Origin of the sequence: Micromonospora sp. CA-259024 (genome assembly GCF_050936255.1) — a bacterium.
Taxonomy (GTDB): Bacteria; Actinomycetota; Actinomycetes; order Mycobacteriales; family Micromonosporaceae; genus Micromonospora.
This window is the reverse complement of record NZ_JBNJND010000001.1, coordinates 2988997-3013727: the sequence shown is the minus strand read 5'-3', so window position 1 is coordinate 3013727 and position 24731 is coordinate 2988997. Positions and strand designations below refer to the sequence as shown.

19 protein-coding genes and 2 pseudogenes are annotated in these 24731 nt (G+C 66.4%); 11 read left to right on the top strand and 10 right to left on the bottom strand.

Going from position 1 to position 24731, the window contains the following annotated elements; translation table 11 throughout:
- Window positions 1–3: 3 nt before the first annotated feature.
- The 3 genes from ACQEUX_RS13070 to ACQEUX_RS13060 all read left to right on the top strand — a co-directional run bounded on the left by ACQEUX_RS13070 (window position 4) and on the right by ACQEUX_RS13060 (window position 3784).
- Entirely contained in the window at window positions 4–552 is a 549-nt protein-coding gene (locus tag ACQEUX_RS13070; protein WP_433046227.1) for a GNAT family N-acetyltransferase, read from the top strand.
- Window positions 553–1168: 616 nt separating this feature from the next.
- A complete protein-coding gene (locus tag ACQEUX_RS13065; RefSeq protein ID WP_433046224.1) occupies window positions 1169–2383 on the top strand; it encodes a hypothetical protein in 1215 nt (404 codons plus the stop codon).
- Window positions 2384–2497: 114 nt separating this feature from the next.
- Window positions 2498–3784 carry an IS256 family transposase gene (locus tag ACQEUX_RS13060; RefSeq protein ID WP_433040727.1) on the top strand — a complete coding sequence of 429 codons (1287 nt, stop codon included), beginning with the start codon at window positions 2498–2500 and terminating at the stop codon, window positions 3782–3784.
- Between the two features lie 640 nt (window positions 3785–4424).
- On the opposite strand, the gene ACQEUX_RS13055 is transcribed toward ACQEUX_RS13060, so the two are convergent.
- On the bottom strand, window positions 4425–4988 hold the full coding sequence (locus tag ACQEUX_RS13055) for a tyrosine-type recombinase/integrase (protein WP_433046221.1): 564 nt from the start codon (window positions 4986–4988) through the stop codon (window positions 4425–4427).
- Between the two features lie 457 nt (window positions 4989–5445).
- On the opposite strand from ACQEUX_RS13055, the gene ACQEUX_RS13050 reads away from it, so the two are divergent.
- Window positions 5446–7722: a hypothetical protein gene (locus ACQEUX_RS13050; protein ID WP_433046218.1), complete on the top strand. Its 2277-nt coding sequence runs from the start codon at window positions 5446–5448 to the stop codon at window positions 7720–7722.
- A gap of 67 nt (window positions 7723–7789) precedes the next feature.
- A complete protein-coding gene (locus ACQEUX_RS13045; RefSeq protein WP_074316583.1) occupies window positions 7790–8287 on the top strand; it encodes a hypothetical protein in 498 nt (165 codons plus the stop codon).
- Between the two features lie 670 nt (window positions 8288–8957).
- Here ACQEUX_RS13045 and ACQEUX_RS13040 read toward each other — a convergent pair.
- Window positions 8958–9269, bottom strand: coding sequence for a hypothetical protein (locus ACQEUX_RS13040; RefSeq protein ID WP_433046215.1), 312 nt, complete (start codon window positions 9267–9269; stop codon window positions 8958–8960).
- A gap of 1844 nt (window positions 9270–11113) precedes the next feature.
- On the opposite strand from ACQEUX_RS13040, the gene ACQEUX_RS13035 reads away from it, so the two are divergent.
- Both ACQEUX_RS13035 and ACQEUX_RS13030 read left to right on the top strand, forming a co-directional pair.
- Window positions 11114–11512, top strand: coding sequence for a hypothetical protein (locus ACQEUX_RS13035; protein WP_433046212.1), 399 nt, complete (start codon window positions 11114–11116; stop codon window positions 11510–11512).
- A 380-nt stretch (window positions 11513–11892) separates the two neighbouring features.
- Window positions 11893–13011 carry a phosphatidylinositol-specific phospholipase C1-like protein gene (locus ACQEUX_RS13030; protein ID WP_433046209.1) on the top strand — a complete coding sequence of 373 codons (1119 nt, stop codon included), beginning with the start codon at window positions 11893–11895 and terminating at the stop codon, window positions 13009–13011.
- Between the two features lie 219 nt (window positions 13012–13230).
- Here the strand turns inward: ACQEUX_RS13030 and ACQEUX_RS13025 are convergent.
- Window positions 13231–13317: pseudogene (locus ACQEUX_RS13025) on the bottom strand (ABC transporter ATP-binding protein); the annotation flags it as partial.
- Window positions 13318–13490: 173 nt separating this feature from the next.
- Between ACQEUX_RS13025 and ACQEUX_RS13020 the strand changes: the two are divergent.
- Window positions 13491–13736, top strand: coding sequence for a hypothetical protein (locus ACQEUX_RS13020; protein WP_433046206.1), 246 nt, complete (start codon window positions 13491–13493; stop codon window positions 13734–13736).
- Between the two features lie 65 nt (window positions 13737–13801).
- Here the strand turns inward: ACQEUX_RS13020 and ACQEUX_RS13015 are convergent, their stop codons facing one another.
- From ACQEUX_RS13015 to ACQEUX_RS13000, 4 genes are all read right to left on the bottom strand, one after another.
- On the bottom strand, window positions 13802–14134 hold the full coding sequence (locus tag ACQEUX_RS13015; RefSeq protein WP_433046203.1) for a nucleotidyl transferase AbiEii/AbiGii toxin family protein: 333 nt from the start codon (window positions 14132–14134) through the stop codon (window positions 13802–13804).
- The gene (locus ACQEUX_RS13010; RefSeq protein WP_433046200.1) at window positions 14134–14490 is read right to left on the bottom strand and encodes a hypothetical protein; all 357 of its coding nucleotides are present in this window, start codon (window positions 14488–14490) and stop codon (window positions 14134–14136) included. The genes ACQEUX_RS13015 and ACQEUX_RS13010 overlap by 1 nt, the downstream gene beginning before the upstream one ends.
- A gap of 494 nt (window positions 14491–14984) precedes the next feature.
- On the bottom strand, window positions 14985–15542 hold the full coding sequence (locus tag ACQEUX_RS13005; protein ID WP_433046197.1) for a tyrosine-type recombinase/integrase: 558 nt from the start codon (window positions 15540–15542) through the stop codon (window positions 14985–14987).
- Window positions 15543–16041: 499 nt separating this feature from the next.
- A complete protein-coding gene (locus ACQEUX_RS13000) occupies window positions 16042–17802 on the bottom strand; it encodes a hypothetical protein (RefSeq protein WP_433046194.1) in 1761 nt (586 codons plus the stop codon).
- Between the two features lie 232 nt (window positions 17803–18034).
- Here ACQEUX_RS13000 and ACQEUX_RS12995 point away from each other — a divergent pair.
- A pseudogene (locus ACQEUX_RS12995) lies at window positions 18035–18826 on the top strand (IS5 family transposase).
- A 199-nt stretch (window positions 18827–19025) separates the two neighbouring features.
- Window positions 19026–19451: a hypothetical protein gene (locus ACQEUX_RS12990; RefSeq protein ID WP_433046191.1), complete on the top strand. Its 426-nt coding sequence runs from the start codon at window positions 19026–19028 to the stop codon at window positions 19449–19451.
- A gap of 487 nt (window positions 19452–19938) precedes the next feature.
- Here ACQEUX_RS12990 and ACQEUX_RS12985 read toward each other — a convergent pair whose 3' ends face one another.
- Window positions 19939–20619, bottom strand: coding sequence for a hypothetical protein (locus ACQEUX_RS12985; protein WP_433046189.1), 681 nt, complete (start codon window positions 20617–20619; stop codon window positions 19939–19941).
- Between the two features lie 89 nt (window positions 20620–20708).
- Between ACQEUX_RS12985 and ACQEUX_RS12980 the strand changes: the two genes are divergently transcribed.
- Window positions 20709–21677 (top strand): hypothetical protein, encoded by a 969-nt coding sequence (locus tag ACQEUX_RS12980; protein ID WP_433046186.1) that lies wholly within the window; start codon window positions 20709–20711, stop codon window positions 21675–21677.
- A gap of 294 nt (window positions 21678–21971) precedes the next feature.
- Here the strand turns inward: ACQEUX_RS12980 and ACQEUX_RS12975 are convergent, their stop codons facing one another.
- Together ACQEUX_RS12975 and ACQEUX_RS12970 are read right to left on the bottom strand one after the other, a co-directional pair.
- Complete coding sequence (locus tag ACQEUX_RS12975; protein WP_433040658.1) at window positions 21972–23621, bottom strand: hypothetical protein; 1650 nt, start codon at window positions 23619–23621, stop codon at window positions 21972–21974.
- Between the two features lie 264 nt (window positions 23622–23885).
- Complete coding sequence (locus ACQEUX_RS12970) at window positions 23886–24710, bottom strand: hypothetical protein (protein WP_433046183.1); 825 nt, start codon at window positions 24708–24710, stop codon at window positions 23886–23888.
- Between the last annotated feature and the right edge of the window lie 21 nt (window positions 24711–24731).

The following is a 24731-nucleotide window of genomic DNA, read 5'->3' as shown; positions in this document are numbered from 1 at the left end:
GGCATGTACCCCGTGATGTTGAAGGGCCGCGCCGTCATTCTGCGAGAGTTCCGCAGCGACGACGCGGCCCCTTCCTTGTCCCTCGTCGGCGACGAGCGTGTCACCCAATGGCTCTCGTTCGACAACCGGGACCTTGAGGCCGCGACAGCAATGATCGAGGGGGCGGTAGCCCGAGCCAAGCTTGAGCCGCGCAATGAGTACTACTTGGCCGTGACCCTGCCAGGAGACGATTTAATCGGCTTCGCCAGGCTCGGGCTCGACGGTGTCAAGGCGGCGAAGTTGGGCTACGCCATCCGCGCCGACCAGTGGGGGAGCGGCTATGCCACCGATGCCGTACGCACCCTGACAGAGTTCGGGTTTCGGGACCTGGGGTTGCACCGCATCTCGGCAGCCATCGGACCCGACAACGCCGCGTCCGTCGCCGTGGCAGAGCGACTGGGCATGCAGTACGAGGGCCGCATCCGCGACCACGTCTTCACCAACGGAGCCTGGCGCGACTCGCTCCTCTACTCCGTGCTCGCGGACGAGTGGAACACCATCCGGAGCGCGTGACCCGTACCGACCGGTCCGTCATGGGCCGGCTGCCGGCGAAGTGGTGAGAACTTTCTGTACGTCTTCAAGGCGGCCCTGAACGGGCCGCACGCGCCGCCGTCTGGGCGCGCGTCCGTCGCTCCGCTGGCGCTCCGACTCCGGCCACGCAACACGCCCGGCGGCTGGCGCGGAAGCGAGAAGCCCAAGGGGCCGCCGCAGAACGACAGGTCGTTGACCGGTGGTGTGGTGGGCCGGCAGCCGGCCTGGCCGCGCGGCCAGGACCCGCGCGGCGTAGGGGAACGGACGCCGGCCGCGTTGGCGAGCTGGCGGCGGTCGCGGGGTTGCGGTTACTGCGCCTCCGGCGGGGGCGCTCCGGCTCCAGGATGACCGGGGCTCCGTCGGCGGGTGCCGGGTGCGTGGGTGGTTGCGGTAGGCCATCCCGCCTGCCATCGACCCGGGCAAGCCGAGCAAACCACCGCCCGACCCGCCAGCGTCCGAACCTGCGTCAAGGTCCGCTTGACGTGGCGGGCCGGGCGGCAGCCCGCTCCCCAAGAGGGCGGGTCGACGGCAGACGGGATGGAATCGCCTGGGCTAGGGCTGGGCAGCACCAGCGGCTTCTCACACTTAGGGTGGTCGGATGCCCCAGCGCTCGATACCCGCCAAAGAGGTTGACTGGTCCTCGGTGAGCCACGCGTTCGGCCCCGCCATCGAGATCCCGGCCTTACTACGCTCTATCAGGTCAGACAGCCAGGAGGTTCGCCAACGTGCGTACAGCGATCTCATCGACCTGCTCGTGCACCAGGGCTCCAGGTTCGAGGCAAGTGCTGCGGTGGCCTCTCACCTGATCGATATCGTTGCTGATCCGGCGGCCCCGGACCGCTTTGCTGCCTGCCAGGTGTTGGCGGCGATCGCGGTGGGCGATGAGAGTTCCTGGCTCAGCGACCGTTCTGATCCGTCAGACATGAGGGCTGAGGTGCAGCGTCGCGTGCCGATGAGCCGAGAGGAGTTGGAAGCGGAGCATCGGGACTGGATCGCAGCGGCACCGAATGAGGAGGAGCGCAGCGCACGGGCACGGGGGGCCGAATGGGGGGACGTCGAGGGAGCTCGTGATGAGCAGCGGTGGACGATCGAGGCGTATGACGCTGTGCGGGCCGGGGTGCCTGTCTATGTGGCAGCGCTGGAGGCGTCCGAGGCTGCGGTCCGGCTGTACGCGGCTTATCTGCTCGCCTGGTTCCCTGAGGACGAGGGCTTGGTCGGCCCAGCGTTGGCCGGTCTCATCCGTCGGGAGCCGGAGCCGGTCGTCGCGGCAACTGCCTGCGTCGCGGCGGGCCTGAGTTGCCCTAACGGCAGCGAAGTGTTGGTCGACGCGCTTTCTGCCCGGCGAGGCAGCGTCAACCGTGCCGAGCGCTGGTCGGCGGTGTTGGGCCTGTCGCGGATACTGAGGCATCCGGATCGATCCCTGGTCAGTGAGCTCTATGCCTGCCTCTTCGGGGCCATTGAACCCGTGCCCTATTGGCCGTTCTTCGAAGGTGACATGGCCAGCATGGCTGCCCTGACGATCGCAGACCTGACTCCGGAAGTCGCTGGTGACCGGATCGATGTGCTGGCCGAAAGGGCGGCTACGGCTGATCCCACCGCAGACGCCTTCACCCTACTCACCGCTCTGTTAGACGCCGCCTTCCCCAGCGGGCCGATACCCGACGGTGTGCGATTCGCCGACCTCACCCCGACTCAGCAGAGAGCCCTCTCGACCCTGTTGAGCAGCAACGTCCTGCAGGCCGCGCCCAGGTTGCTCACCCGCTACAACCTTCCTGACAGCGAGCAACAACTCCGGGCCTGGTGCGGAGGTTGATATGCCGACAGAGACCCGCTCCAACAACGGCTGAGTGACTAAATGGGTCTGTGGATCTAACGGTGTTTCCGGCCTGACCCGCCAGGCGTTGTGCCTGGTGAGGAGGGTGCCGTGATGACCGCGACACTGAACGACCAGACCGGACGTAAGAAGCGGCCTGAGCCATCGGCTGAGGCGAAGGCCGCGGCCGAGTTGGTCCGGGCGGCCAAGGAACAAGGGCTGTCCCTGACCGGCCCGGACGGGCTGCTCAAGCAGTTGACCAAGTCGGTCCTGGAGACCGCGCTGAACGAGGAGATGACCGAACACCTCGGCTACGAGAAACATGAGTCGGCTGGGGTGGAGTCGGGCAACATCCGCAACGGCACCCGCTCGAAGACGGTGCTGACCGAGGCCAACGGGCCGGTGCAGATCGACGTGCCGCGGGACCGGGCTGGCACGTTCGAGCCCCAGATCGTCCGCAAGCGGCAGCGCCGCCTGTCCGGGGTCGACGAGGTCGTGTTGTCGCTGTATGCCAAAGGGCTGACCACCGGAGAGATCAGCGCTCACTTCGCCGAGATCTACGGCGCCTCGGTCAGCAAGGAGACCATTTCGCGGATCACCGACAAGGTGATCGAGGAGATGACCGACTGGTCCCATCGCCCGCTGGATGCGATTTACGCGGCGGTGTTCATCGACGCGATCGTGGTCAAGGTCCGCGACGGGCAGGTCGCGAACCGGCCGTTCTATGCCGCGATCGGGGTCACCCTCGACGGGGAGAAGGACATCCTCGGGCTGTGGGCTGGCACGGGTGGTGAGGGCGCGAAGTTCTGGATGAGCGTGCTGACCGACCTGCGTAACCGGGGCGTGAAGGACGTGTTCTTCCTCGTCTGCGACGGCCTCAAAGGCCTGCCCGAGGTCGTGACGAACGTGTGGCCGCAGACGGTGGTGCAGACGTGCATCATCCATCTGATCCGCAACACCTTCCGGCTCACGTCGCGCAAGTACTGGGACGCGCTGAAGCACGACATCAAGCCGATCTACACCGCAGTGAACGCCCAGGCGGCCCGCGCCGCGTTCGACGACTTGGCGGAGAAGTGGGGCAGGCGGTATCCGGCGGTGATCCGGTTGTGGGACAACGCGTGGGCCGAATTCATCCCGTTCCTCGACTACGACGTGGAGATCCGCAAGGTGATCTGCTCGACCAACGCGATCGAGTCGTTGAACGCCCGCTACCGACGGGCCGTGAAGGCCCGTGGCCACTTCCCCAACGAGCTGGCCGCGTTGAAGTGCCTGTACCTGGTGACTCGGTCCCTGGACCCCACCGGAGCAGGCAGAACCCGATGGACGATGCGCTGGAAACCCGCGTTGAACGCCTTCGCCATCACCTTCAGCGACCGCTTCCCCGCCGCTGAAACCTACTAACCAAGATTGCCGAAAACACCGTTAGCGAGACAGCCCCGACTAAATGGGTGACGACGGGCACGAGCGAGGACGGACGTCCGTGGACCCCTGTGGATTGTTCCGGCAGGTCGTTTACGCTCGCAACGCACTACAGCGACCGGTGATGGTTCTTTCACACCGAAGGCGTCCAGTGGCTCCACGTTTGTCCCGACGGACAGTGGCCGCAGGCGGATGCTTCGCAGGCATCGACGTCCCAGTGAAGGGTGCCGGTCCCCGGGCAGTCCTCTCGGCTGCACTCCGTCGAATCGTCCTCGTGCAGGGTTACTGTTCCGAGGCACGATGGGGCAGGCTCGACGCCATGGGGGAAGCGGGCCACGGAATGACTCCCTGGGTGACTAACTGAGTGACGATCGAGGAACACAAGGCTGGACGCCAGTGGACACCGACGGACGAGGTTGCCCAGCGTAGTCGACAGTCGCGGCAGGCTGGCGCGTCGAGATCGTTGCCTGGGGGTCAAGGGGTCGTCGGTTCGAATCCGGCCGTCCCGACAGACAAAAAGCCCTGACCAGCGGAAACGCTGGTCAGGGCTTTAAGTTTGTCGATGGGGTTTTGAATCGCCCCCCGAAAATCCCCCATTTACCGGGGTCGGCAACCAGGTTCGTCATCCCTGCGCATCGTTGGGCAGGGCGGGTGCGGGATGTTGCCGGCTTCCGTGGTCGGTGCGGAGTCGCTCGAGGATGTCCGAGACGTCCGGGGCTTGAGCGGGCTTGGCGATGTAGTACGTGGCGGTGACCTCCTCGCTGGAGTGTCCGAGCTGTGCTGCGGCGCTTTTCGTGTTGGTCTCTTCTTTGATGAGGGTGGCGACGGTCTTGCGGAAGGTGTGGGGGGTGACCCAGGCGAGGTCGGTGTCGGCGCGGGCCTCGCGCCACTGACGGCGGACGTTGTTGGGTGACAGCCAGGTGCCGCGTCGGGAGGCGAAGATCGCGTCGTGGGGGTTGTCGGCGGCGACGAGCTTGCGGGTCATGATCATGCCGACGGCGAACCGGGGCAGCACGACCATCCGCCAGCCGGCGTCGCTCTTGGTCCAGGGTTGGCGGAAGAAGCCCTGGCCTTTGACGAAGACGAGTGTGCCGCAGATCGTCAGGGTGGGGCGTTCGGCGGCGAGGTTCAGGTCCTCCCATCGCAGGGCGAGGATCTCGCCGATGCGGGCGCCGGTGGCGAGCATCAGGTCGACGACGTCCGCCAGATCGCCGCTGTGCCGCGGTTCGGGCTTGCCGGGGATCGGTCGCTGCCAGTCGCGGATCCCCGTGCGGACGGCGCGGACACCTCAACCCCGCCTAACTTCGAAGAGCCTCGATGGATCCCGGCCTGGAGGACAGCTGCCTCGCCGTCACCGCGCGATGAGCCGGGCGAGTGACGCCTGCCGGTTCCCAACGTCTGCCTGCTGCTTAAGTTTCCGCAGGCCAGCCCACATATATTTGTAAATATATATTAAATATACATGGGGCTCTATACGATCCCCCCACGTTGAACCTCTTCGACGCGGTGGGGCCGGCAGTGGCCGGCGCTGTTCTGTGGTCCGGTGCCGCCGAGCTCGATGCCAGGTTGAAAACGGGTTCATTGGGCAACTCGCCACACACTGGGGGAACATTGTGAGACGTGGTTTACCACTACGCCGGAGAATGGCGGCCGCGCTGTCCGCGGCCGTCGTTGCTCCGATAGCCCTCCTCGGCACACCGGCGGCCGCCGCCGAGACGCCGCTCTGGCAGGTCGAGATCGCCAAGATCCCGGCCACCAGGTACCAACTCGACGCAAAGGCGTCCGTCATCGAGGGCACTGAGGCGCTGCGCCCGTATGTCGGTGACGATCTCGGTGAAAGCCGGCTCGAGCCGGTGCAGGCCGACGTCAAGAGCCGGTACTTCGACGGCGCGCGGCTCAACGGGACGGCCGACGCCGCCGCGGCGTTCGACAACCTGAAGCACCTCGAGGCCTTCCTCAAGAGCCGGATGACCGGCGCCAGCCCGCCCAGCGGCGAGGCCGAGCAGGGTCACGTCACCGCGCTGGTCAAGGCGCTTACCGGGGTACGGCTGCTGGCCGACGCGGCGATCCAGGACGCCGAGGCGACGATCGGCCCGTTCCGCCGGGTCAGCCCGCCTCCGCCGCCCGCTCCGGCCGGCATCGACGAGGCGTTCGCCGACCTCGAAGCGGCCAAGGGTTACCTGGCCAAGGCCGACGAGATGCTTGTCAAGGCCAACGTTCTGCCCGCCACCATCCAGGCCGAGGACGCCTGGGAGAGTGGCTTCCGGGTACTCACCCGGTTCGGCATCACGTACGAGGGTGACCACGATAACGACGGTGTGGTCGACGTGGTGGAGCTGCGCTTCGGCTCCAGCCCGCTGCTCGCCGACTCCGACGGTGACGAGCTCACCGACAAGTTCGAGATCACGGCGCTGGCCGGCTGGACCCGGCCGAACGCGTACGACACCGACAACGACACGGTGAACGACGGCGCCGAGGATCTTGACGGGGACGGGCTGACCAACCTCGAAGAGCAGCGGCTCGGCACCTCCCCGACCGAGGCGGACACCGACGGCGACGGCCTGAACGACGGCGCCGAGGTGGCCAAGGGCACCAACCCGCTGGTTCCCGACCAGCCGCGTGCCCCGCCGGTCCCCGGCGACGGCCAGCCGATCAACCCGAACCCCACGCCGATCGACACGGACGGCGACGGCGTGCGGGACCTCGCGGAAGAGGACCTCGGCTCCGACCCGACCAAGGTGGACACCGACGGCGACGGCCTCTCCGACAGTGTCGAGCTCGATTACCTGATCAGCGCGCTGAACCAGGACACCGACAACGACGGCCTGCGTGACGACTACGAAATCTCCAACGCCGAGTCGAAGGGTCTGCACCCGGGCCGCTTCGACGAGCAGATCAGCAAGTGGACGTACGTCACCGACTTCCTGCTCGGCATGTTCGCCGGCGACTTCGCCGAGAAGGACTCGATGGCCTGGCTCGCCGGCAACCTGTGTGCCAGCGCGTCCAGCGTCATCCCGGTGGTCGGCTGGATCACCGGCACCCTGGCGGACATCCGCGACACCGTCGCGGCGATCATCCACGGCGACTGGGTGAGCGTCGGTTTCAACGTTCTCGGGCTCGTCCCGTACGTCGGCGACGCGGTTGCCATCCCGGCCAAGGTCGCGAAGTTCGTCGCCAAGTACGCGCACCGGCTCATGGACGCGGCGCGCTACGTCGCCCGGTACGACAAGATCCCGGACACCGTCAAGGAGCTCACCTACGAGCTCATCATGCCGGAGGTCTACAACGCTATCGTCGCGGAGGACGCGGCAGCGGCGTTCGCCGTGACCGCCTCCGCCGTCCCCGACGGATGGATCAGCAAGAAGACCTTCGACCGGCTGCTCAACGGCAAGCGGACCGACCTCAAGCGGACCCACGAGATGATGACCGACCCGGACGCGCTGCACGTCGACGGGCCCAACCTGCGCTGGGCGTACGGCTGGCAGGACGGCGAGACGATCCTCAACGAGCTGATGGCCAGCCAGGGCAAGGTGGGCCGGTCGCAGCTGCCGCTGGCCAGGCCGGACGACGACAGGTTCAAGGGCGGCCGGGACGCCGACTTCGGCGAGGAACTCACCGACGGCTGGATCCTGCACGAGGTGAAGTCGGGCTTCGCCCAGGGCGACGACCGGATCCTGGAGCAGGTCACCCAGTGCGAGAAGGATGCCTGGTACATGAACCCCGACAACCAGGAGAAGATCAAGGCTGCCAACGCCGGCAAACCGGACATGAAGGGCAAGGGTGTCAAGGGCGTCCACTGGCACTTCGTCGGCAGCGGTAGCGGTCAGCCCAACGTGAACGACCTCGGCATGACCGAGAAGCTGTTCAACTGCCTGAAGACGAACAAGATCCCGTTCACCATCCACTTCCCGGTGGAATGATCCCAGGTGTCGCGGGGCGGGCTCCGGCCCGTCCCGCGACACGGCCTCCGATACGAAGGACTGAGAAATGAGTGCTTTCCCGCCGTTCGCGGTGCCCGGCGTCGAGCCGGAAAGCGGCACCCCGGGCCAGGGCAGCGTGGCTTACCGCGGTGACCAGCTCGCTGATCTTCCCACTGCGGCTGCTGTCCTCGACCGGTTCCCGGCCGAGCTGATCGGCCTGGCCGGCCCCGACGAGACCCGGGACGAGCATCCGATCGCCCGCGCGGACCTGGTGGCGCAGATTTACGTCTCGACCGGTGACGGCCTGCGGTGGGGCCTCGGCTTCGATGACGAGGTCGGCCATCTGGTCCAGCCGAACCTCGGGTCCATCGTCGAGGACTACCTGGAGAACGCACTCGCCGCGCAGCCCGACGTCGAGTCCGCCTACCACTACGACCGCGAGTCCTTCCAGGCCGAGACGACCCGGGTGCTCCGGGCCGACGAGATGCTGGCCCGGTGGCTCGACGCGATCCTCATCGCACACCGCGGCTACGCCCAGCAACTTGGCCGGGCTCTGCCGTACTGAACGGCGCTCACCGGCTGAAGGCCCGGGCCAGGCAGCCGGGCCGAGTCCCTCATGCCGAGCTAGTTCTTGTGTATCCGAGAGTGCTGGCGTGGCGCCGTAGAACGAGGAGAGCAGAACAGTCTTGCCGCTGCATGTGGGGATCTTCCCCCGTTTACCCCCCGAAACCCCCGCCCGTGGCTGACAACCAGTGACAAGTAGCGATCATCGCCTGATCGTGTCTGCGCAGCTCAGCGACTATCCCTGATGAACAATGACAAGGTCGGGATGATTGCGGACGGTAACAAGGGGTCGTCGGTTCGAATCCGGCCGTCCCGACCGATTGACCTGGGAAGATGAAGATCCTCTCAGGTAGCGGCGGTAACATCCGGTAACGGATGATCTTCATTAGCGACAACGGCGACGATCGTTGGCCTCCGGTCCGCTGACTATGGAACGCTCTGACCTGCCGCTTCGTCTGTATCCCTGACGAAGCGGCATTCTGGTCTCTTGATTTCGCGTCAAGCGCTGCAGATGTTGCCAGCTGTCGCTGCGTCGGGTGTTTCGACAAGCCTGGCTGCGAGGCGGGATCGTTGGCGTTTCCTGGCCCTGGTCTTCTCAGGTCGACCGGTGGACAGTGGAGCAACCTGTCATCGTCTCGGCGCGGAGGTTGACGTCGGGCTGGCTCGGGCGACTACCTGCTGAGCAGTTCGATGAGCGCGTTGTCGGCTTGGACCAGGATCGGCGGGCCGTACAGCGGTGTGGCCAGGACCCGTCGGCAGTGGTCGAGTTCGATGTAGGCCACGTCGCCCGTGATCGTGGCGTCCTGGAGGGCAGCGAACCGGTGTGCGGCGTCTGAGCACTGCTCAGCTGGGCGCAGCGCCGTCAGCGTCCGTTCGATGGCCGCGCGCCGGTGCTGTGGCAGGAGCAGCCCGTACTCGAAGGTCCCGGCTGGCTGGGGCGTGTCCTGCTGCTGCGTCGGCACCCGGTACACGCACAGACGCACCTGGGATGGGAGCGACACCCTGCGTGGCCGTGGGAGGGGTCTCGGGTCTCTGGTCTCGGTGGCCAGCACGTCTGACCATCCCTGGCCGCATCTGGAGGCGGCCGCTCCGGCTGACACGACTTCCCGGACGTCCTTCTCCGAGACGGTGGTCAGGCGTAGGGCTCGCACCGCGTTCGAGACCTCGGGGCGCAGAGTGCCGCAGATATCCGTCGGCAGTCCCGGTCGGATCCAACGGCCCTGCGCGTCGAGTAACAGCAGGTTCGGCACCCAGGGCATCTCCAGTGTGCAGGCTTCCACGGGGGTCGTGTCGTCGGGTAGGCGCAGTGCGGCAAGAAGCGCGGTCACGTCGGTGGCTCGGCCCTCGGTGAGGACCAGGTCCTTACCGCCGTCGGCGCGTCGCTTCGGCTCTCGCTGGCAATGGACTGCGGCCGCCACCGTGAAGTCGGTGTCCAGGCGGGGCAGGGCGAGGGCGTCGGGCGGGCGTCCGTCGTCTGCTGCCGGGGCGTGGACCGCGAAGGAGGTCCACGCGGATCGGATGGTCGGCGTGCCGGTTACCGCAGCGGACTGCGGCGCTTTCCGCCTGTCGGTGGTGCCTCGGCCGCCGTGGGCGCACCCGCACACGCGGCCAGTCCGGCCAGGGCCATCACCACCAGGAACCCTCTGACGACTACCCGCATATCGCTCCTTGACGACCGAATGCACATAACTTGTGCACCTCTGAGACGATGTCAGCCAGAAGCGGTTCCCGGTCGACTCCCGGGCTGTGGTCGAGTGGCGGCATTCTTGCTCGCAACTCCCATCCATAACATGGGCCCCGGAGTGTGGTACGAGCGGGAGGTCAACTACTTGTTAGGTCCAGGTTTCAATTTCACTGCTCCGGGTGATGCGATGATTCCAGGCGGGAGATGAGTGTGGAAAGTTCAGGTTTTCCTGCTGGCCTTGAGCGACGCCTCGACTCTCATGGATTTGTGCTGGTTGAGCAATCGCTTGATGGGCCGATGGGCAGCGCGAGGCTACTCTTCACGGACGGCCTAATCGACATATCGACATTTAATGATCGGGGGAATCGGGGTGTTAGTGTTGGCGTTCGCGGTGGGACTACGTACGAAGTGCGAGTCTGGCTTGAAGTGCTTGGAATGGGAACCCCAGCGCCTGCAGGCCTTGATGATCAACTTTCTTGGTCCCTCAACCACTTGGCGGATTTGCACCGTCTGATCGAGCAAGATGAAAGCATCGCTAAGAGGCTCCGGGACGTGAATTGGACTTCAGTTCAGAAACGGTTGGGATTAAGGCCTGACGCGGATCCGGATGACCCACGAACCTGGCGCCGGAAGTAGTTATATGGAGCCGAGTGGCGGGTCCGACGCTGTCGTGCAGATTCGAGCTTGCGGACCTCGGAACGGGCGATGGGCTTGGTTGTCGTGCGAGGCTGCCGTCACTCGGGTCGGGTCGCCGTCAAGGGATCACCAGGCTTGTTGGAGCGCTGTCGCTGTTCATTGGACGCTCTGCCCGGCCGATGCCTGCGGCGGTGTATGACCATCAATGCATATGAGAGGCCCTTCTCGGGTTGAAAGCTTCAAACCGCGACAAGGCTAGTCAGAAGGGGGCCAAGCTCAGCAGACATGAGATGAGCAATGAAGATCGAACGCCTGACCAGGAAGGAAAGCTGACGCCAGGATGTGGCCAGACGCTTAACGTTCGACGAGCAGCAAGTAGGTCCAGTCGGCAGTGTCTCGTGGAACCCTGGGTCGACTGGTGAAGTTGTCGGGCTGTTGTCCCGATGGTCGTGAGGCAGAATATGATCCATGCCGTCGTCGCGAGATGAAGCCGTGCAGGAGCATCCAATGGCCGCCGACGTGACACTCGCCCGCATCAATGACGGGGTGCGGCTGCATCATCATCAAGGTGAGCGTGAGGCTGCACGCGACTTGTTCGGGCAGATTTGGGATGACATCGGCGGGGAGCGCGGCGATCCCTTGCATGTTTGCTTTTTCGCGCATTCGATGGCCGATGTACAGGATGACGTCCAGCAGGAGCTGGTCTGGGATCAGCGAGCGCTGGCCGCGGTCGACCTGCTGACTGACGCCCGGGTGGCGCGGGCCGGGGTGCCGCTGCCGGTGGCCAGTCTGTATCCGTCGTTGCATCTCAACCTGGCTGAGTGCTACCGCAAGCTCGGCGATCTCGGCCGTGCCCGCGAATACCCTCCAGCGTGCGCAGGCGGGGATCGGTGCGCTCGGCGATGACGAGTGCGGGCGGCTGATCAAGGGCGGCCTGAACCGGCTGACGCAGCAGCTTGCCACCAAGAGCCCGTCTGATCCCGCTGGGAGAAATGAGTCCGATTAGGAGCTTTCATTTCGCTTGGCTGGGGCGGGCTCTCTGGTGCAACACCGGCTCATTGGGTCAGCCATGGCCCCAGGGATCATTGCCCACCGACCAGGCGGGGCGGCGAGTGTTCCCTTCGTGCAAGGTTCATGACCCGGTTGGCTGACCACTGGACCGATGACGTGGGGAGTTCACACCGACTTTCGACCCTAAGTCAGTGAATCTCCACTTAAGAAAACGCATGTCCGTTGTTAGTCGTATGGGCGCGGTGGTTGCCGGCGTCGTTGCCGCCGTCGCCGCAGTGAGCCTGTTACCGACCGTGATGCCGGCGCAGCAGCCAGCTCTCGCCGCCGGCTCGTCCGACGCCGCTGGTGTCCGGATGAACCAGATCCAGTTTATGGGCGCCCACAACGCCTATCACCGGGAGATGCAGGGCGCCGAGCTGGAAGCATCGATGAAAATCGATCCTACTTACCCGTCCTGGGGGTGGTACTCCCACGCATCCATCCCGGACCTGCTCGGCCGGCAGAACATGCGCGGGCTTGAGCTGGACCTGTTGCCCGACCCGCAAGGTGGGCTCTACCGGCATCCGCTTCCCCGTAAGCTAGCCGGGCTGGGCCCGATCGACGATCCGGCCATGGCCACGCCGGGCATGAAGGTGCTGCACGTAGCCGACATGGACTACAACAGCACCTGCCGTACGTTGGTCAGCTGCATGCAGCAGGTCCAGGAGTGGTCGCGGGCCAATCCCGAGCATGTGCCGATCCTGTTCCAACTCGAACTTAAGCAGACCGACGACCGCCTGGAGCAGGCGGGCGGCGCCGTCAGCCCGGCATGGGACCCGGCGCTGCTGGACGACATCGACGAGGAGATCCGTTCCGTCTTCACCGAGAACGAGCTGATCACCGCCGACGACTTGCGCAAGCCCGGCCTTACGCTGGAGCAGTCGGTGCTCAAGAACGGTTGGCCGACCCTGAAGTGGGCCCGGGGCAAGGTGATGTTCTTCTTCGACAACGGCGGACCGGGCGCGATCCGGGACATGTACCTGAACGGACACCCCAACCTCGCCGGCCGGGCAGTCTTCACCCGAGGCAACCCCGGCGACCCGGACGCGGCGATCACCATGGTGAACGACCCCCGTGGCGCGAACACGGCGACCATCACCGACCTGGTCAAGCGCGGCTACATGGTGCGTACGCGGTCGGATGAGCCGCTGAGCACGGTCAAGGACGAGGAGTTCAGCCGGCTGGATGTCGCGCTGGCCAGCGGTGCCCAACTGGTGACCACCGACTTCCCGACGGTGGGCATGGCCGCGCGGTACGACAGTGACTTCGTGGCCGAACTCCCCGGTGCGGTCCCGGTGCGGTGCGACCCGGTATCCGGGCCCCGCAACTGCCACGACGGCAAGCTGGAGGGGTAGGCGTCCGCGCGCCCTGACCGACCCCCGATCCGGAGCATTTTGCCGTTCAACCCAATGACTCGGTGTGGGCGTACATCTTTGATGATGTGTACGCACAGTTTGAGGTACGAACCTGGCGTCTCACACGTTCGCTGACGCTGTCTGAACGTGATCGGCTGCTGAGGCTCCGCTGCCATCGGCATGGGCCTCAGCAGCCACGATCAGCAGCCGCGCGTCAGGCTACGGTTCGATGGGGGAATCTCCGCTGTCGCCGTCCGCGCCGGCACCGATCAGTTCGTCTGGCGTACCGGTGAAAACCAAACGACCACCAGCCGGCGCGCCTGCTGACCGCGTTAACCGCATCAACGCCCTGGAAATCAGTGAAGCGGTCGCCGTCGAGCGGTCGCCGGGTGTGAGGGGGACCGCTCGACGGATCACGTGCGTTGCCGTGCCGCGGACGGATCGCCTGGGAGACGCGTTCCTCGCACCCTGGTTTCCTGTTGTTGGACAGCCCACCGAAGAACCTCGGCCAGACCGGTGACGGCACCGCCGATCTGGCCGACAGCGCGATCGTCGACCGGGTCTACAGGCACATCGAGGAGTGGTTGGCGGGTCGGGGCAGCGGCGCGCAGATCGTGATCGCGGACAACGCGCCACCACCGGCCGCCGCCGCCGGCATCATCGTCCGGTTCTCCCGGCACCCCGATCGGCCCCCGTACGGATTGATCGACGACGAGACCGGCTGACCGCTCCCGGAGTCGTCCGCGCGTCGGACGTACGGCCGCCGGTCAGCGCGGCGATCTCGGTCATCTCACCCACGTTGCCCTCGCCGAACAGCAGAGCGAACACCGGTACGGCCTTCGCCCGCGCCGGCAGCTTGCCGTGGTACGACCGGAAGTCCGCGAAGGTCGATGTCGACGCGGAAGTCTTCGGCACGATAGGCGGCGATCACCTCGTCGACGGCGGTGGGGAAGTCGGCGCGGCGTTGCCACTCAGCGAACAGGTCGACGTCTTCGCTGGGGCGGTCGAGGACGCCGTGGGCGGCGATCGCGTGCCCGCCGGCCAACGCGAACCCGTACTGGCCGCCGACCTGCAGGGCGATCTGCGCCAGCCGGCGATGGATCGGCGGGGTCTGGCCGGCCACTATGCGGCGGGTCGGCGAGCGTTGGCCAGTTCGGGGAACCGTGCTTCCCACAGACGGCGAACCTGTGGGGGCAACACGAGGCTGGGCCACAGGCGTAGCAGGGTCGCGCCGTCCAACCATCGGCTGAGGTCCTCGCGGGCGGTGGCCTCGCGCAGCACGGTCTCGTACATGCTCGCCAGGCGACGCTGGCTGCTCAGGTCGTAACGCGCCCGCCCGGACCAGTCGAGCCGACGGTTCAGGCTCACCTCGCCGCTGGTCGGTCCCTGAAGATCGTCGAGCCGGTCGGCGATGACGTAGGGCCGCTGGTCGGCGTAGCGGGAGCCCGCCGGCGCTCCGCCGGTGTCTGCACCACCCATGATCGACCAGCCTTCTGCGGCTGCATCCTGACGACAACGTTCAGGCCCACGTTAGTCGACGGTGCAGCGGGCGAAGGTTCGCGGCACGATATCGGACCCTGTCCAGCCTGACATCGATGATCGGCCCACTGGCGATCGCGCGACGCCGGAGCCCGGCCGGACTGCCTGGCAGAGGAAGTCCTTGACATCCGCGGTAACGAGCCCGGTAACGCATCGGATCGCAACGGACGGATGAGGCGGCAAAGCACGACACGGGACAGCATTTCGAGGCGTCGCTCTTGTCCGTTTCTAAGGACGTATCAGCCTGTTCCGATATGCCGTGACACAATCGTGGTAGAACTGGGGGTCAAGGGGTCGTCGGTTCGAATCCGGCCGTCCCGACAGACAAAAAGCCCTGACCAGCGGAAACGCTGGTCAGGGCTTTAAGTTTGTCTATGGGGTTTTGAACCGCCCCCCGAAAACCCCCCATTTACCGGGGTCGGCAACCAGGTTCGTCATCCCTGCGCATCGTTGGGCGATGCGGGTGTGGGACGTCGCCCGCGGTCGGTGCCGAGTCGCTCGAGGATGTCCGAGACGTCCGGGGCTTGAGCGGGCTTGGCGATGTAGTACGTGGCGGTGACCTCCTCACTGGAGTGTCCAAGCTGTGCTGCGGCGCTTTTCGTGTTGGTCTCTTCCTTGATGAGGGTGGCCACGGTCTTGCGGAAGGTGTGGGGGGTGACCCAGGCGAGGTCGGTGTCGGCGCGGGCCTCGCGCCACTGACGGCGGACGTTGTTGGGTGACAGCCAGGTGCCGCGTCGGGAGGCGAAGATCGCGTCGTGGGGGTTGTCGGCGGCGACGAGCTTGCGGGTCATGATCATGCCGACGGCGAACCGGGGCAGCACGACCATCCGCCAGCCGGCGTCGCTCTTGGTCCAGGGTTGGCGGAAGAAGCCCTGGCCTTTGACGAAGACGAGTGTGCCGCAGATCGTCAGGGTGGGGCGTTCGGCGGCGAGGTTCAGGTCCTCCCATCGCAGGGCGAGGATCTCGCCGATGCGGGCGCCGGTGGCGAGCATCAGGTCGACGACGTCCGCCAGATCGCCGCTGTGCCGCGGTCCGGGCTTGCCGGGGATCGGTCGCTGCCAGTCGCGGATCGCCGTCCGGACGGATTGGAGATTCTCGTCGGTGAGGGCGACGACGGTGCAGCGGGGTTTGCGTAGCCGGCTGGTGTCACGTAGGGGGTTGGTGGGGATCGCGCCGGGCGAACGGCCAGGGTGAACATCTGGCTCATGACGACTTTCGCGCCTTTGGCTGCCGAGGGACGGTCCTTCGCGATGTCGCGCAGGAACCGATCCAGGCGCCCGACGCTGGCTTCTGATTTGTTGATTTTGGTGGACTGCTGGCTTGGTTGCCGTGACGCGGTTAGGTAGGAAAGCTCGGACGAGCAATGGGTCGAGTTGTCGACGATCTGCTGCTGGCCGAGGTAGGCGCTGCGCGGATGGTCGATGCGATGGGCATCGTTGTCATCGGCGCTGTAGGTGCGGTGGTAGCGGCCCGAGAGGCGTCTGGGTCCTTTCAGCCGCCCGTCCGGTCGGTGAGGCGGCGCAGCGCCGTTCTTGGCTGGGGGAAGGTGAGCCGCAGGGTGTGTGCGGTGAGTCGGATGCCCCACCAGGTGAGGGCGGTGAGGTAGCCGACGATGAGGGCGCTGGTGGTGTCGTCGGTGAAGACGAGGGCGTAGCCGATGGCGAGGCCGGGTGCGGTGATGGCGCGGATCGTACGGCTGGGGCTGATGGTGAGGGCGGTGGCAATACCGACGAGGGCTGCGCCGATGCTGCCGGCGATGGGGGCGATGGTGTTCGTGGAGATGGGTGTGGTGAGGGTGAGTGCGGCGCGCATGAGGTAGATGCCAGCGGTGGCGGTGATCGCGTGGGTGACGGCGGGGCGGGTCATGGCGAGCCACGTGGGTAGTGCGTCGGCGGGGATGCGGGGTGCGGTGGCGGCGATGAGGGCGGCGCAGGCGGCCAGCGGTAGGGCGGCGCCGAGGGTCCATTTGAGGTAGGGGGTGTAGTCGTATTCGACGGCGGTGCCGGTGGCGAGGCCGTAGAGGGCGGCGGTGATGGTGCCGCCGACGGCGGTGGTGAGGTATCCGCGGCGGATGAGGCTGCCGGTGGTGGGTTCGGGTGTTGAGGCGGTGGGTGTGCCGGCGAGGAAGGTGGTGGGGGCGAGGTGCGCAACGGCGAATGCGGTGAGCATGACGAGTGCGCCGGCGGTGCCGAGTTGCGGTAAGGAGGTGCGGACGCCGACGACCCAGGTGCTGTAGGTGGAGATGTAAGCGGTGAGGACGGCTTGCAGGAGCAGGACCAGGGAACAGGCACCGAGGAGTAGGGCACCGGTGAGGTCGCTGATGCGTAGGTGCACGCGGGGTAGCCGTGCGGCGGCTGCCGAGCCTGATTGGTGCGTGGTGGTGAGGGAGAGGGCCCCGTCGGCGAGAGCGTGGGGTTGGTCGATGAGCGTAGGGGTTTTGCCGGTGGCCGCGGCGAGCGCTTCGGCCAGCGCGGGTAGGCCGGGGGCTGGTCTGAGGACGATGTCAGCGAGGTGCGTCTGGTCGATGTCGGCCGCGTCGAGGAGTCCGTCGACTGCGCCGGGGATCTGGTCGAGGAGGGGCTGTGCGGCGGCCGTGACGTCGTCGCGGGTGATGACGGCCGGTTGGCGGGGCGCGGGCAGCAGGATCGGGGCTTGGTCGTGGGTCGTGAGTAGATGCCTGGCGGTGCGGACAGATTCCAGGAGAGCACGTCCCACGTCTGCCTGGTCCCTACTGGGCGCAGTGACCATCGCTTGGAGCGGGTCGGAGTCTGCGGCGGCCGTCTGGACGACGTGGTGGGCGATGAGGTGGTCGAGGCCATGGGCAAGGCTGATCTGCTGTGTCGCCAGTTCGCGATAGCCGTCGGCGGCGGTCTGCAGAACGGTGAGGGTCGCCGGTTCGCGGTCTGCCTGGCATACGAGCACGCAGGAGCCTTCCGGTGCGGTGACGCCGAGCATTGTGGCGTAGGCGGCGAGGGCGGCGGGTGCGGTGACCAGGGCGGGTGGTGGAAATCCCGCTCGGGTTGCTGCCTCGCTGATGTGTCCGCAGCGGCGTGGTCCCCAGCTCGGCGGAACGGTGACGGTGAGCGCGGTGATCGGCCCGTTGACGTGGACGGCAGCGTGATGGGTGAGGTGCCGCAGCATGGTGGCGAGTAGATCCACCGGGTCGGGTTGCGTCGCATCGGCGGTGTTGATCGGCTGGCCGAGGAGGTCCGTTGGGTTATCGACGAACCGGTGGTCTACCGGCAAAGACATGGCGGCCATGGTGTCGAGACCGACGTAGATCTCCCCTGCGGGCCCGATAACGACGCTAGGCGGCATGACGAGGCGACCGTCGATGAGGATGGGGATTTTGAGGCCTTGCCGGCTGACAGTGGTCGCGATGGCCGACGAGCTTAAGAGCTCCTAACGAAATGATGTTGGGCGTAACCCTGGGACGTGAGGGTCGTTCTGTCTGAACGTGAGGAGGGGTGAGCAGCCGCCGTGGATCGTCTCGGACGACCTGTGGGCCGAGATCGAACCGCTGCTGCCACCTCGACCACCGCGCCGCCAACGGTTTCCTGGCCGTAAGCCGCTGGATGATCGCAAGGTGTTGTGCGGGATTCTGTTCGTGCTCTACACCGCGATCCCGTGGGAGTACCTTCCCCAAGAACTCGGGTTCGGGTCGGGGATGACCTGTTGGCGCCGGTTGCGGGACTGGAACGACGCCGGCGTGTGGCAACGCCTGCACGAGGCACTGCTCGGCAAGCTGCGGGCCGCCGGGCAGTTGGACATGTCGCGGGCGGTGATCGACGGCTCTCACGTTCGGGCGCTCAAAGGCGGCCCAAAACCGGTCCGAGCCCGGTCGACCGCCGCAAGCCAGGCTCGAAACACCACGTCATCACCGACGCGGGCGGCATCCCTCTCGCCACGGCGCTGACCGGCGGCAACCGCCACGACGTCACCCAACTCATGCCCCTGGTCGACAAGATCCCACCGATCAAAGGCACCCGCGGCCGACCCAGACAGCGACCAAAGCACATCTACGCCGACCGCGGCTACGACTACGACTGCTACCGCCGCGACCTACGCGACAGGGGCATCACCCCGGTCATCGCCCGACGCGGCACCGACCACGGCTCCGGACTCGGCACCCGACGCTGGGAAGACCATCGCCCTACTGCACTGGTTCCGCCGCCTACGCATCCGCTGGGAGATCCGCGACGACATCCACGAAGCCTTCCTCACCCTCGCCTGCGCCATCATCTGCTGGCGCCGACTCCAACACTCAAAGAGTTAGGAGTTGTAAGTCGGCGCCAGTCGCTTGGTCGCGGCTTGCCGGGACCGGTAGCTGATCCGTCAACTGAGACTCCGATCCCACCCGTGACGCCGTGACCAGGGCATCCTCTGTAATGACCCCTTCGGCGGGCCCGAAGGCGTCACGGATGTGCGTTCTCGGCGGCGGGAGGTCTGTACGGTCTCGCGTACTGTTGCCCGCCGTGCCAGACGAACCGAATTCCATGCGCTTCCGCTGGGCGATTCTCGGGCCGCCCCTCGCGACGGTCCTCATGCTTGGCTTCCTCGCCGTGCTCAGTGCGGTGAGGGGCACCGACCCGGAACTGTGGATGCGTCCGGCCGTGCTCGCTCCGGGCGGCCCGCTGGTGCTGTTCTGGTGGCAGTTGGTGGTCCGTCCGCGGCATCGCTGGTGGGCGTTTGGCGCCGCTCTCGCGGTGACCATCGTTGCCTACCTGGTGCTCTACCGGTTGGTGCTGGCCGGCCTGCCGTTCCCATGGGACGGCGTGGTTAGCTTCGCGATCGCCGGCTGGCTGGGAGCCTTCGCCTACGTGGCGGTTACTCAGCGGCCCACAGCGCCGTTGTCTCGTGGTAAGGCTGCCCAGGGCGGCACGGCGGCCGGACCGAACTAGTAATGCACTGGCAGTGAGCGCGGCGCCCCAGGCGGTTGGCTGCTGTCGGGCCGAGATTAGTTGTAGAGCCAAGAGGCGGTGCAGGCGAGACATAGCGCCAGCAGCACGGTCGATGTGAGTAGCAGTACGAGAAGCGTGATCAGCTCGCTGCGTGCCGCTGGCGTAGGCGGTTCCGGCGGCGGCCTGCCTTTGGTCGGCTCGGGGACGGGCACAACATGATCATGTCAGAACGCCGTTGCTTTCGGCATTTGCTCAGGGGTAGCCGCGTCGTCGGTAGTGGCAGGTTCGGTGCTTGGTGTTGGCGTCGCCGGCGTCATCGGGACCAGGCCCAGAGCCGCTCGAACGGTCCCCGGCGTCTCTGGCCAGGGACGATTGACATGGCCGGACCGGGTTGGGCGCGCGGCTTTCGAGTCTGCCGCTGGCGGGGTGTGCCTGGTCCGTGACGGACACATCCGCTTGTAGGGCGAGCGGCTTGCTGAGCCTGTCGCTACGTGGCGGTGGTCGGGTAACCGATGGTGGCGATGTCCTTGCGCAGGTCGTCGAGGGTGAGTTGCGGGTTCAGGGTCTGTATCAGGGTGTCGGTGAGCGGCCGGTGAGCGACGATGTGCTCAACTGCCGCCCGATCCAGCTCAATCTCGTAGTAGTCGTTGGCGAACTCGATGTACTGGTCGACGATGTCGTCGAGCAGGATTTCGAGTATGCCGCAACCGTCCGGCCCGGTGTCGTCGTACGGTCCGCGTAGTGGCGGGAAGGTGATGCCGTCGCCGGCGTGCCAACGGTCGTCATCGGAAAGCCGCCACAGCACTGCGGTGGCGATGAACTGCCCGCTCTCATCGCAGAAGGCGGGTTCTTCCACCTGCGGACGTAGCACGGCGGGGATGCCGTCAAGCAGACCCGGCCACAACTCATGGTCCGGGGTGCCGTAGGGCGACATGGCCGACTCATGGTCAAAGACTCGGATGAACGCTCCGTCGACGGTGAACACGACGGCCCACTCGTCACCGCTGCCGTTGCTCATCAGCGCCGCCTCGTCCGAACCCCATGCTGAGGTATAGGCGTAGTACGGTGCCCCACCATCGATGATGCGTTCCAGCACGGCCAATGCTTTGCAACGCTGCCGCAGCCGTCCGATGGTCGGCAATCTGGCGGCGATGTCGTACGCGGTCACCGGCTGACCCTACTGGCGCCGCGGCGGCTCAGATCACCGGCATGATCCGGTTGCCGCCGGGCGATAGGCGGTGGAGGATCATGCCGGGGATGGGCAGTGTCGTGGAGGTGCGGAGCCCGGTCGACGTCGCGCAGCTTCGCGCCCGGATGAGGGACGCGGATGTCGTCCAGTTCAGTGAGCCACTCACCGAGGCGGAGTATCGGTCGGTGGCCGCGCTGCTGGGGGATAATCCGTTGGTCCCGCTGCGGGTCTACGGGTTCGATGACGACTTGGCGACGCTGCGGTTCCTGCGTTGGTTTCCACATGTTCGCCGGTTCAGTGTCGCGGGCCTGTGGCGCCTGACCGATCTGGCCCCGTTGGATCAGTTGAGCGCTGATGTGGAGTTCCTTGACATCGGCGAGACCCGTAGACCTCTCGACCTCGCTCCGGTTGCCCAGTTTCGTCGGCTTCGCCGGCTGAGGGTCGTCGAGCACCGGCGTGGGCTTAGCGAACTGCTGCACGGCAACCCGGGTCTGCGGGAGCTGTCGCTGTGGCGGCTTCCCGTCGACCAGGTCCTGCCCGTTGTTGCCCTGCCAGACCTGCAGGCCTTGGCGTTGACCCTCGGCTCGTTGACGAACAGCGAATGGTTCACCCAGATCCCCACACTCCGCTACCTGGCACTGCGCCAGGTGCGAAAGCTCAGCGACCTCACCCCGGTGACACGTTTGCTCGCACTGCAGTGGCTGTGGCTGGAAACGCTCACCGTCGAACGGCTTCCGGACTTCGGCTCCAGCACCATGCTGACGCGTGCCGAATGCCTCGGGTTGCGTCACCTCCGGCACCCGGCAGCTCTTCAAGGCCTCGCCGCCGCTCCGCAGTTGCGGGAGCTTCTGGTCGCAGCGCCACACCTGCCAGTCGACGCGCTCGTCCCCTTCGTTGATCACCCGACACTCGAACGCGCCGCGATCGTGCTGGGCAGCCAACAGCGCGACCGCGACGCCGATAACCTTCTGCAGCTGCCACCACCACGATCCGACACACAGTTCGCCGCGATGCACGAGCTGACCCGCCTTCTGTAACCCGGGCCCCTGCACGTGGCGGCGGTGATCTGCCCGTTGGCGCAGCCCTGGAATTCCTGCATTGCCAGCAAGGCCCGGACTGGTCACGGGATTCCGAAGACTCCCGGCGCCACCGGTTCGGTAGCTGGTGTGGTCAGTCGAGACCCGACTTTCACCGATCTCCCTAACCAGCGCATCCGCTGTGACGACCACTTCGGCGGATCCGAAGATGTCAGCCAAGGTGCTCCCGGTTATTAAGTCGGGGCGACGTCCGCACATGGTCGAGATGAGTGCAGGTGGTGTACCGATCGACCATTAGCGCTTTCCTAGTGAGGGCGAGGACGAGGCGATTCGCTTGCGCATCACGTCGACCGGCAGGGCCGGGTTCCTCGCTGCGGACTCGGCTAATTCGGCGTCGTTGAGCAGGTCGACGATCCGGTCCACCGGTAGTTGGGGGCATGCCGCCATTGCCCGCCGTACCGCGGGGTCGGGGTCGCGGGTGAGCTGGTCGATGAGCGGAGGTTCTGCCTGCGGGTCGCGGGCGACGAGCCGCCGGACCGCCGGATCTTGGTCGTCGGCGAACCGGGCTAGCGCCGCCGTCGGGAAGTTTGGCAGGGCCAGCAGCCGATAGCGGTCGCATCGACGGTACTCGTCTTCGCGGAACACTCGCAGGAGCAGTTCGGGTGGCGCGGTCGGATGGTTCGGATGGTGATGGGCGAGGAGGGATCGCACGCCGGGTTCGGGGTCGTCAGAGAGCGCGGCGACGATCTCGGCCGGCAACCTCGGGTCGACCGCGGCTCGTCGGCGCAGTAGTGGGTTCACCGATGTGGCGAGCTGTACCGAGTCCGCCAGTGGCGGCAGCGGTTCAGGCAGCAACGTCCATTGCACGTGCCAGCACAGGCCGGTCCACCGGTTCCACGGTGCCGTGGTCACGTCGATGTCGACCGCGGCACGCTGCTGCTCGGTGAGCGCGGGATGGACGGAGACTGCTGTTCGCACCGACACGTCCGGGTCCGCGGCGAGCCATGCCAACTGCGGGCCGGTCAGGTCGTCGCGCTGGGCGAGGCCGCACCGGACATCCGCCGATGGATGGTTGAACAACGCATCGACCACGTTCGGCGGCAGGTTGGGGTTGGTTGCCATCGCGTCGACGCCCGCCGTCCCGTCTTCGGCGGAGAGCACATGCTCGATCAGCGCGGGTGAGAGCCGCAGGCTGCCCAACAGCTCTCGGTACGCATACCCGTTGACAGGCAGGTCCGCCAGCTCCTGCATCCGATCCCGCTCGGCGTAGAAATGGGCGGTCGTCGTGCGCACCTCCGGAACGTCGTCGTGCAGTAAGGCTTGCCGCAGCTCCTCACGGGACGTTGTGTCCAGGCCGTCGAGCAGTTCGACCGCCGCAGCGCGCACAAGGGGCTCCGGGTGGGTGGCGACAGCCCGTACCGCACGCCGGTCCCGCACCGCCACCTCGATCACCTCACCGCGCAGCTCGGTCAACGTCATGAGGTCACGTCGGAACTGCTCGACGAGTCGGTCCAGCACCGGCATGAACGCGCGGTTCGGCAAGGCCAGGTTTCGATCCTCACGGACGAGCGCGGCAACGCGACGTTCGGGGTCGTCCAGCAGACGAAGCCGGAGCGCAGAGTCGATGTGGCGGTTGACGGCGAGTGCCCCGCGTACCCGGGCCAGGGGGTGACGCATCGCCGCCGCGACGACCACAGACGGCAGGTCGACGCGTCGCCGGAACGCCGCGGGAACGGCGTGGGCGTGGTCGTCAAGCAGGCGCATCAGCACGTCGAGCGGTGCCGCTGGATTGCCCGCCAAGCCCCTCGCCACCGGGTCTCCGGCCGGACCGTCCAGCCAGAGGTCGCCGGGGATGTAGACCACCCTGGAGGCACCGATGTGGCCGTCAGTTGTCGAGGTGTCGGCGGTCGTTCGGAGCGTCGTCCAAGGATCGTCGTCAATCACAAGCAGCGACGGTATGCCTGCGAAACCACAGCTCAACAGGGCTGATCACCCGAATGACAGCCGTCCGGGGCCGATATAAGCTGTGGATAGCGCCACTCTGCGGACGCCCCTACGACGGCGAGTCCGCCCTCCTCCCTCATCTGGGCCACTCTGGTTGCCACCGGATTATCAGCTCCTGATACCGAGCTGGCGCCAGCACGCGATTCCGGCATCCGCTCATGGCGAGATGAGTGCAGCGCGCGGCTTCCTGCAGGATGGCATGGGTTATCCATGGCCGCGTCCCTGCCAGCCTGGCCATCGCCAGCTGTCGACCTCAGGCCAGGTTGTCACGAGCCCGGTGGAGAGCGCGCCGCCGAATGCCACGGTTCCCTCATGGGATGCGTAGGCGATCCAGTCGTGATGCTCGTCGCTCCAGAGACCCTCGGGCCCGGTGTACCTCGGTGCGAAGATTTCGACATCCAGCAGGTAATCGGCGCCGTACTCGCGCAGCTCGATCACACGCGGGCGGCCCAGCTCTCGCAGTACTCGGCGGACCTGGTCAACGCTGTCGTTCTCCCACATCGATTCTCCGGTCAGCACCAGCACATCGTGCGGAACCGAACTACTCAGCAACGGGTGCCAACAGCCGTTCTGCACACCCCATTGCTGCTGCAGCGACATGCGGCAGGCTGATGACTCCTCGGGCGTCAGCACGCGCCGATACGGGACCGGGTCGGCGCGGAGACTGGGCTGCGCCTTCCAACGCCGCACGTTTGCAGCGAACAGCCGGCGCTCATCGGCCATGGCTTGTGCCTGGATCTCGTCGTGCGGTGGCTTGGTGAACGGGGACTCCGCATTCTCGGCAGCCGCGAGCAGCGTGGAGGTCACTGCGTCGACGCCGGGAAGCCGCTCCGGATCGAGCCGCTCAACCTCTATGAGCATGGCGTCCACGACGTTGTAACGGGGGAAGATCCCCTTCGCTTTGGTGGTGTAGTGGTACCCATCGGCTTGGCGGCCATCGTTGGGCAGCTGGCTGTACTCCCGCTGGAGTTCCTCGTATCGCGCCGTCAGATAGCGGCGTGACGACCAGTGCAGCCTTCTGGGATCCACGCGAGCATCCTCTCCGGTCAC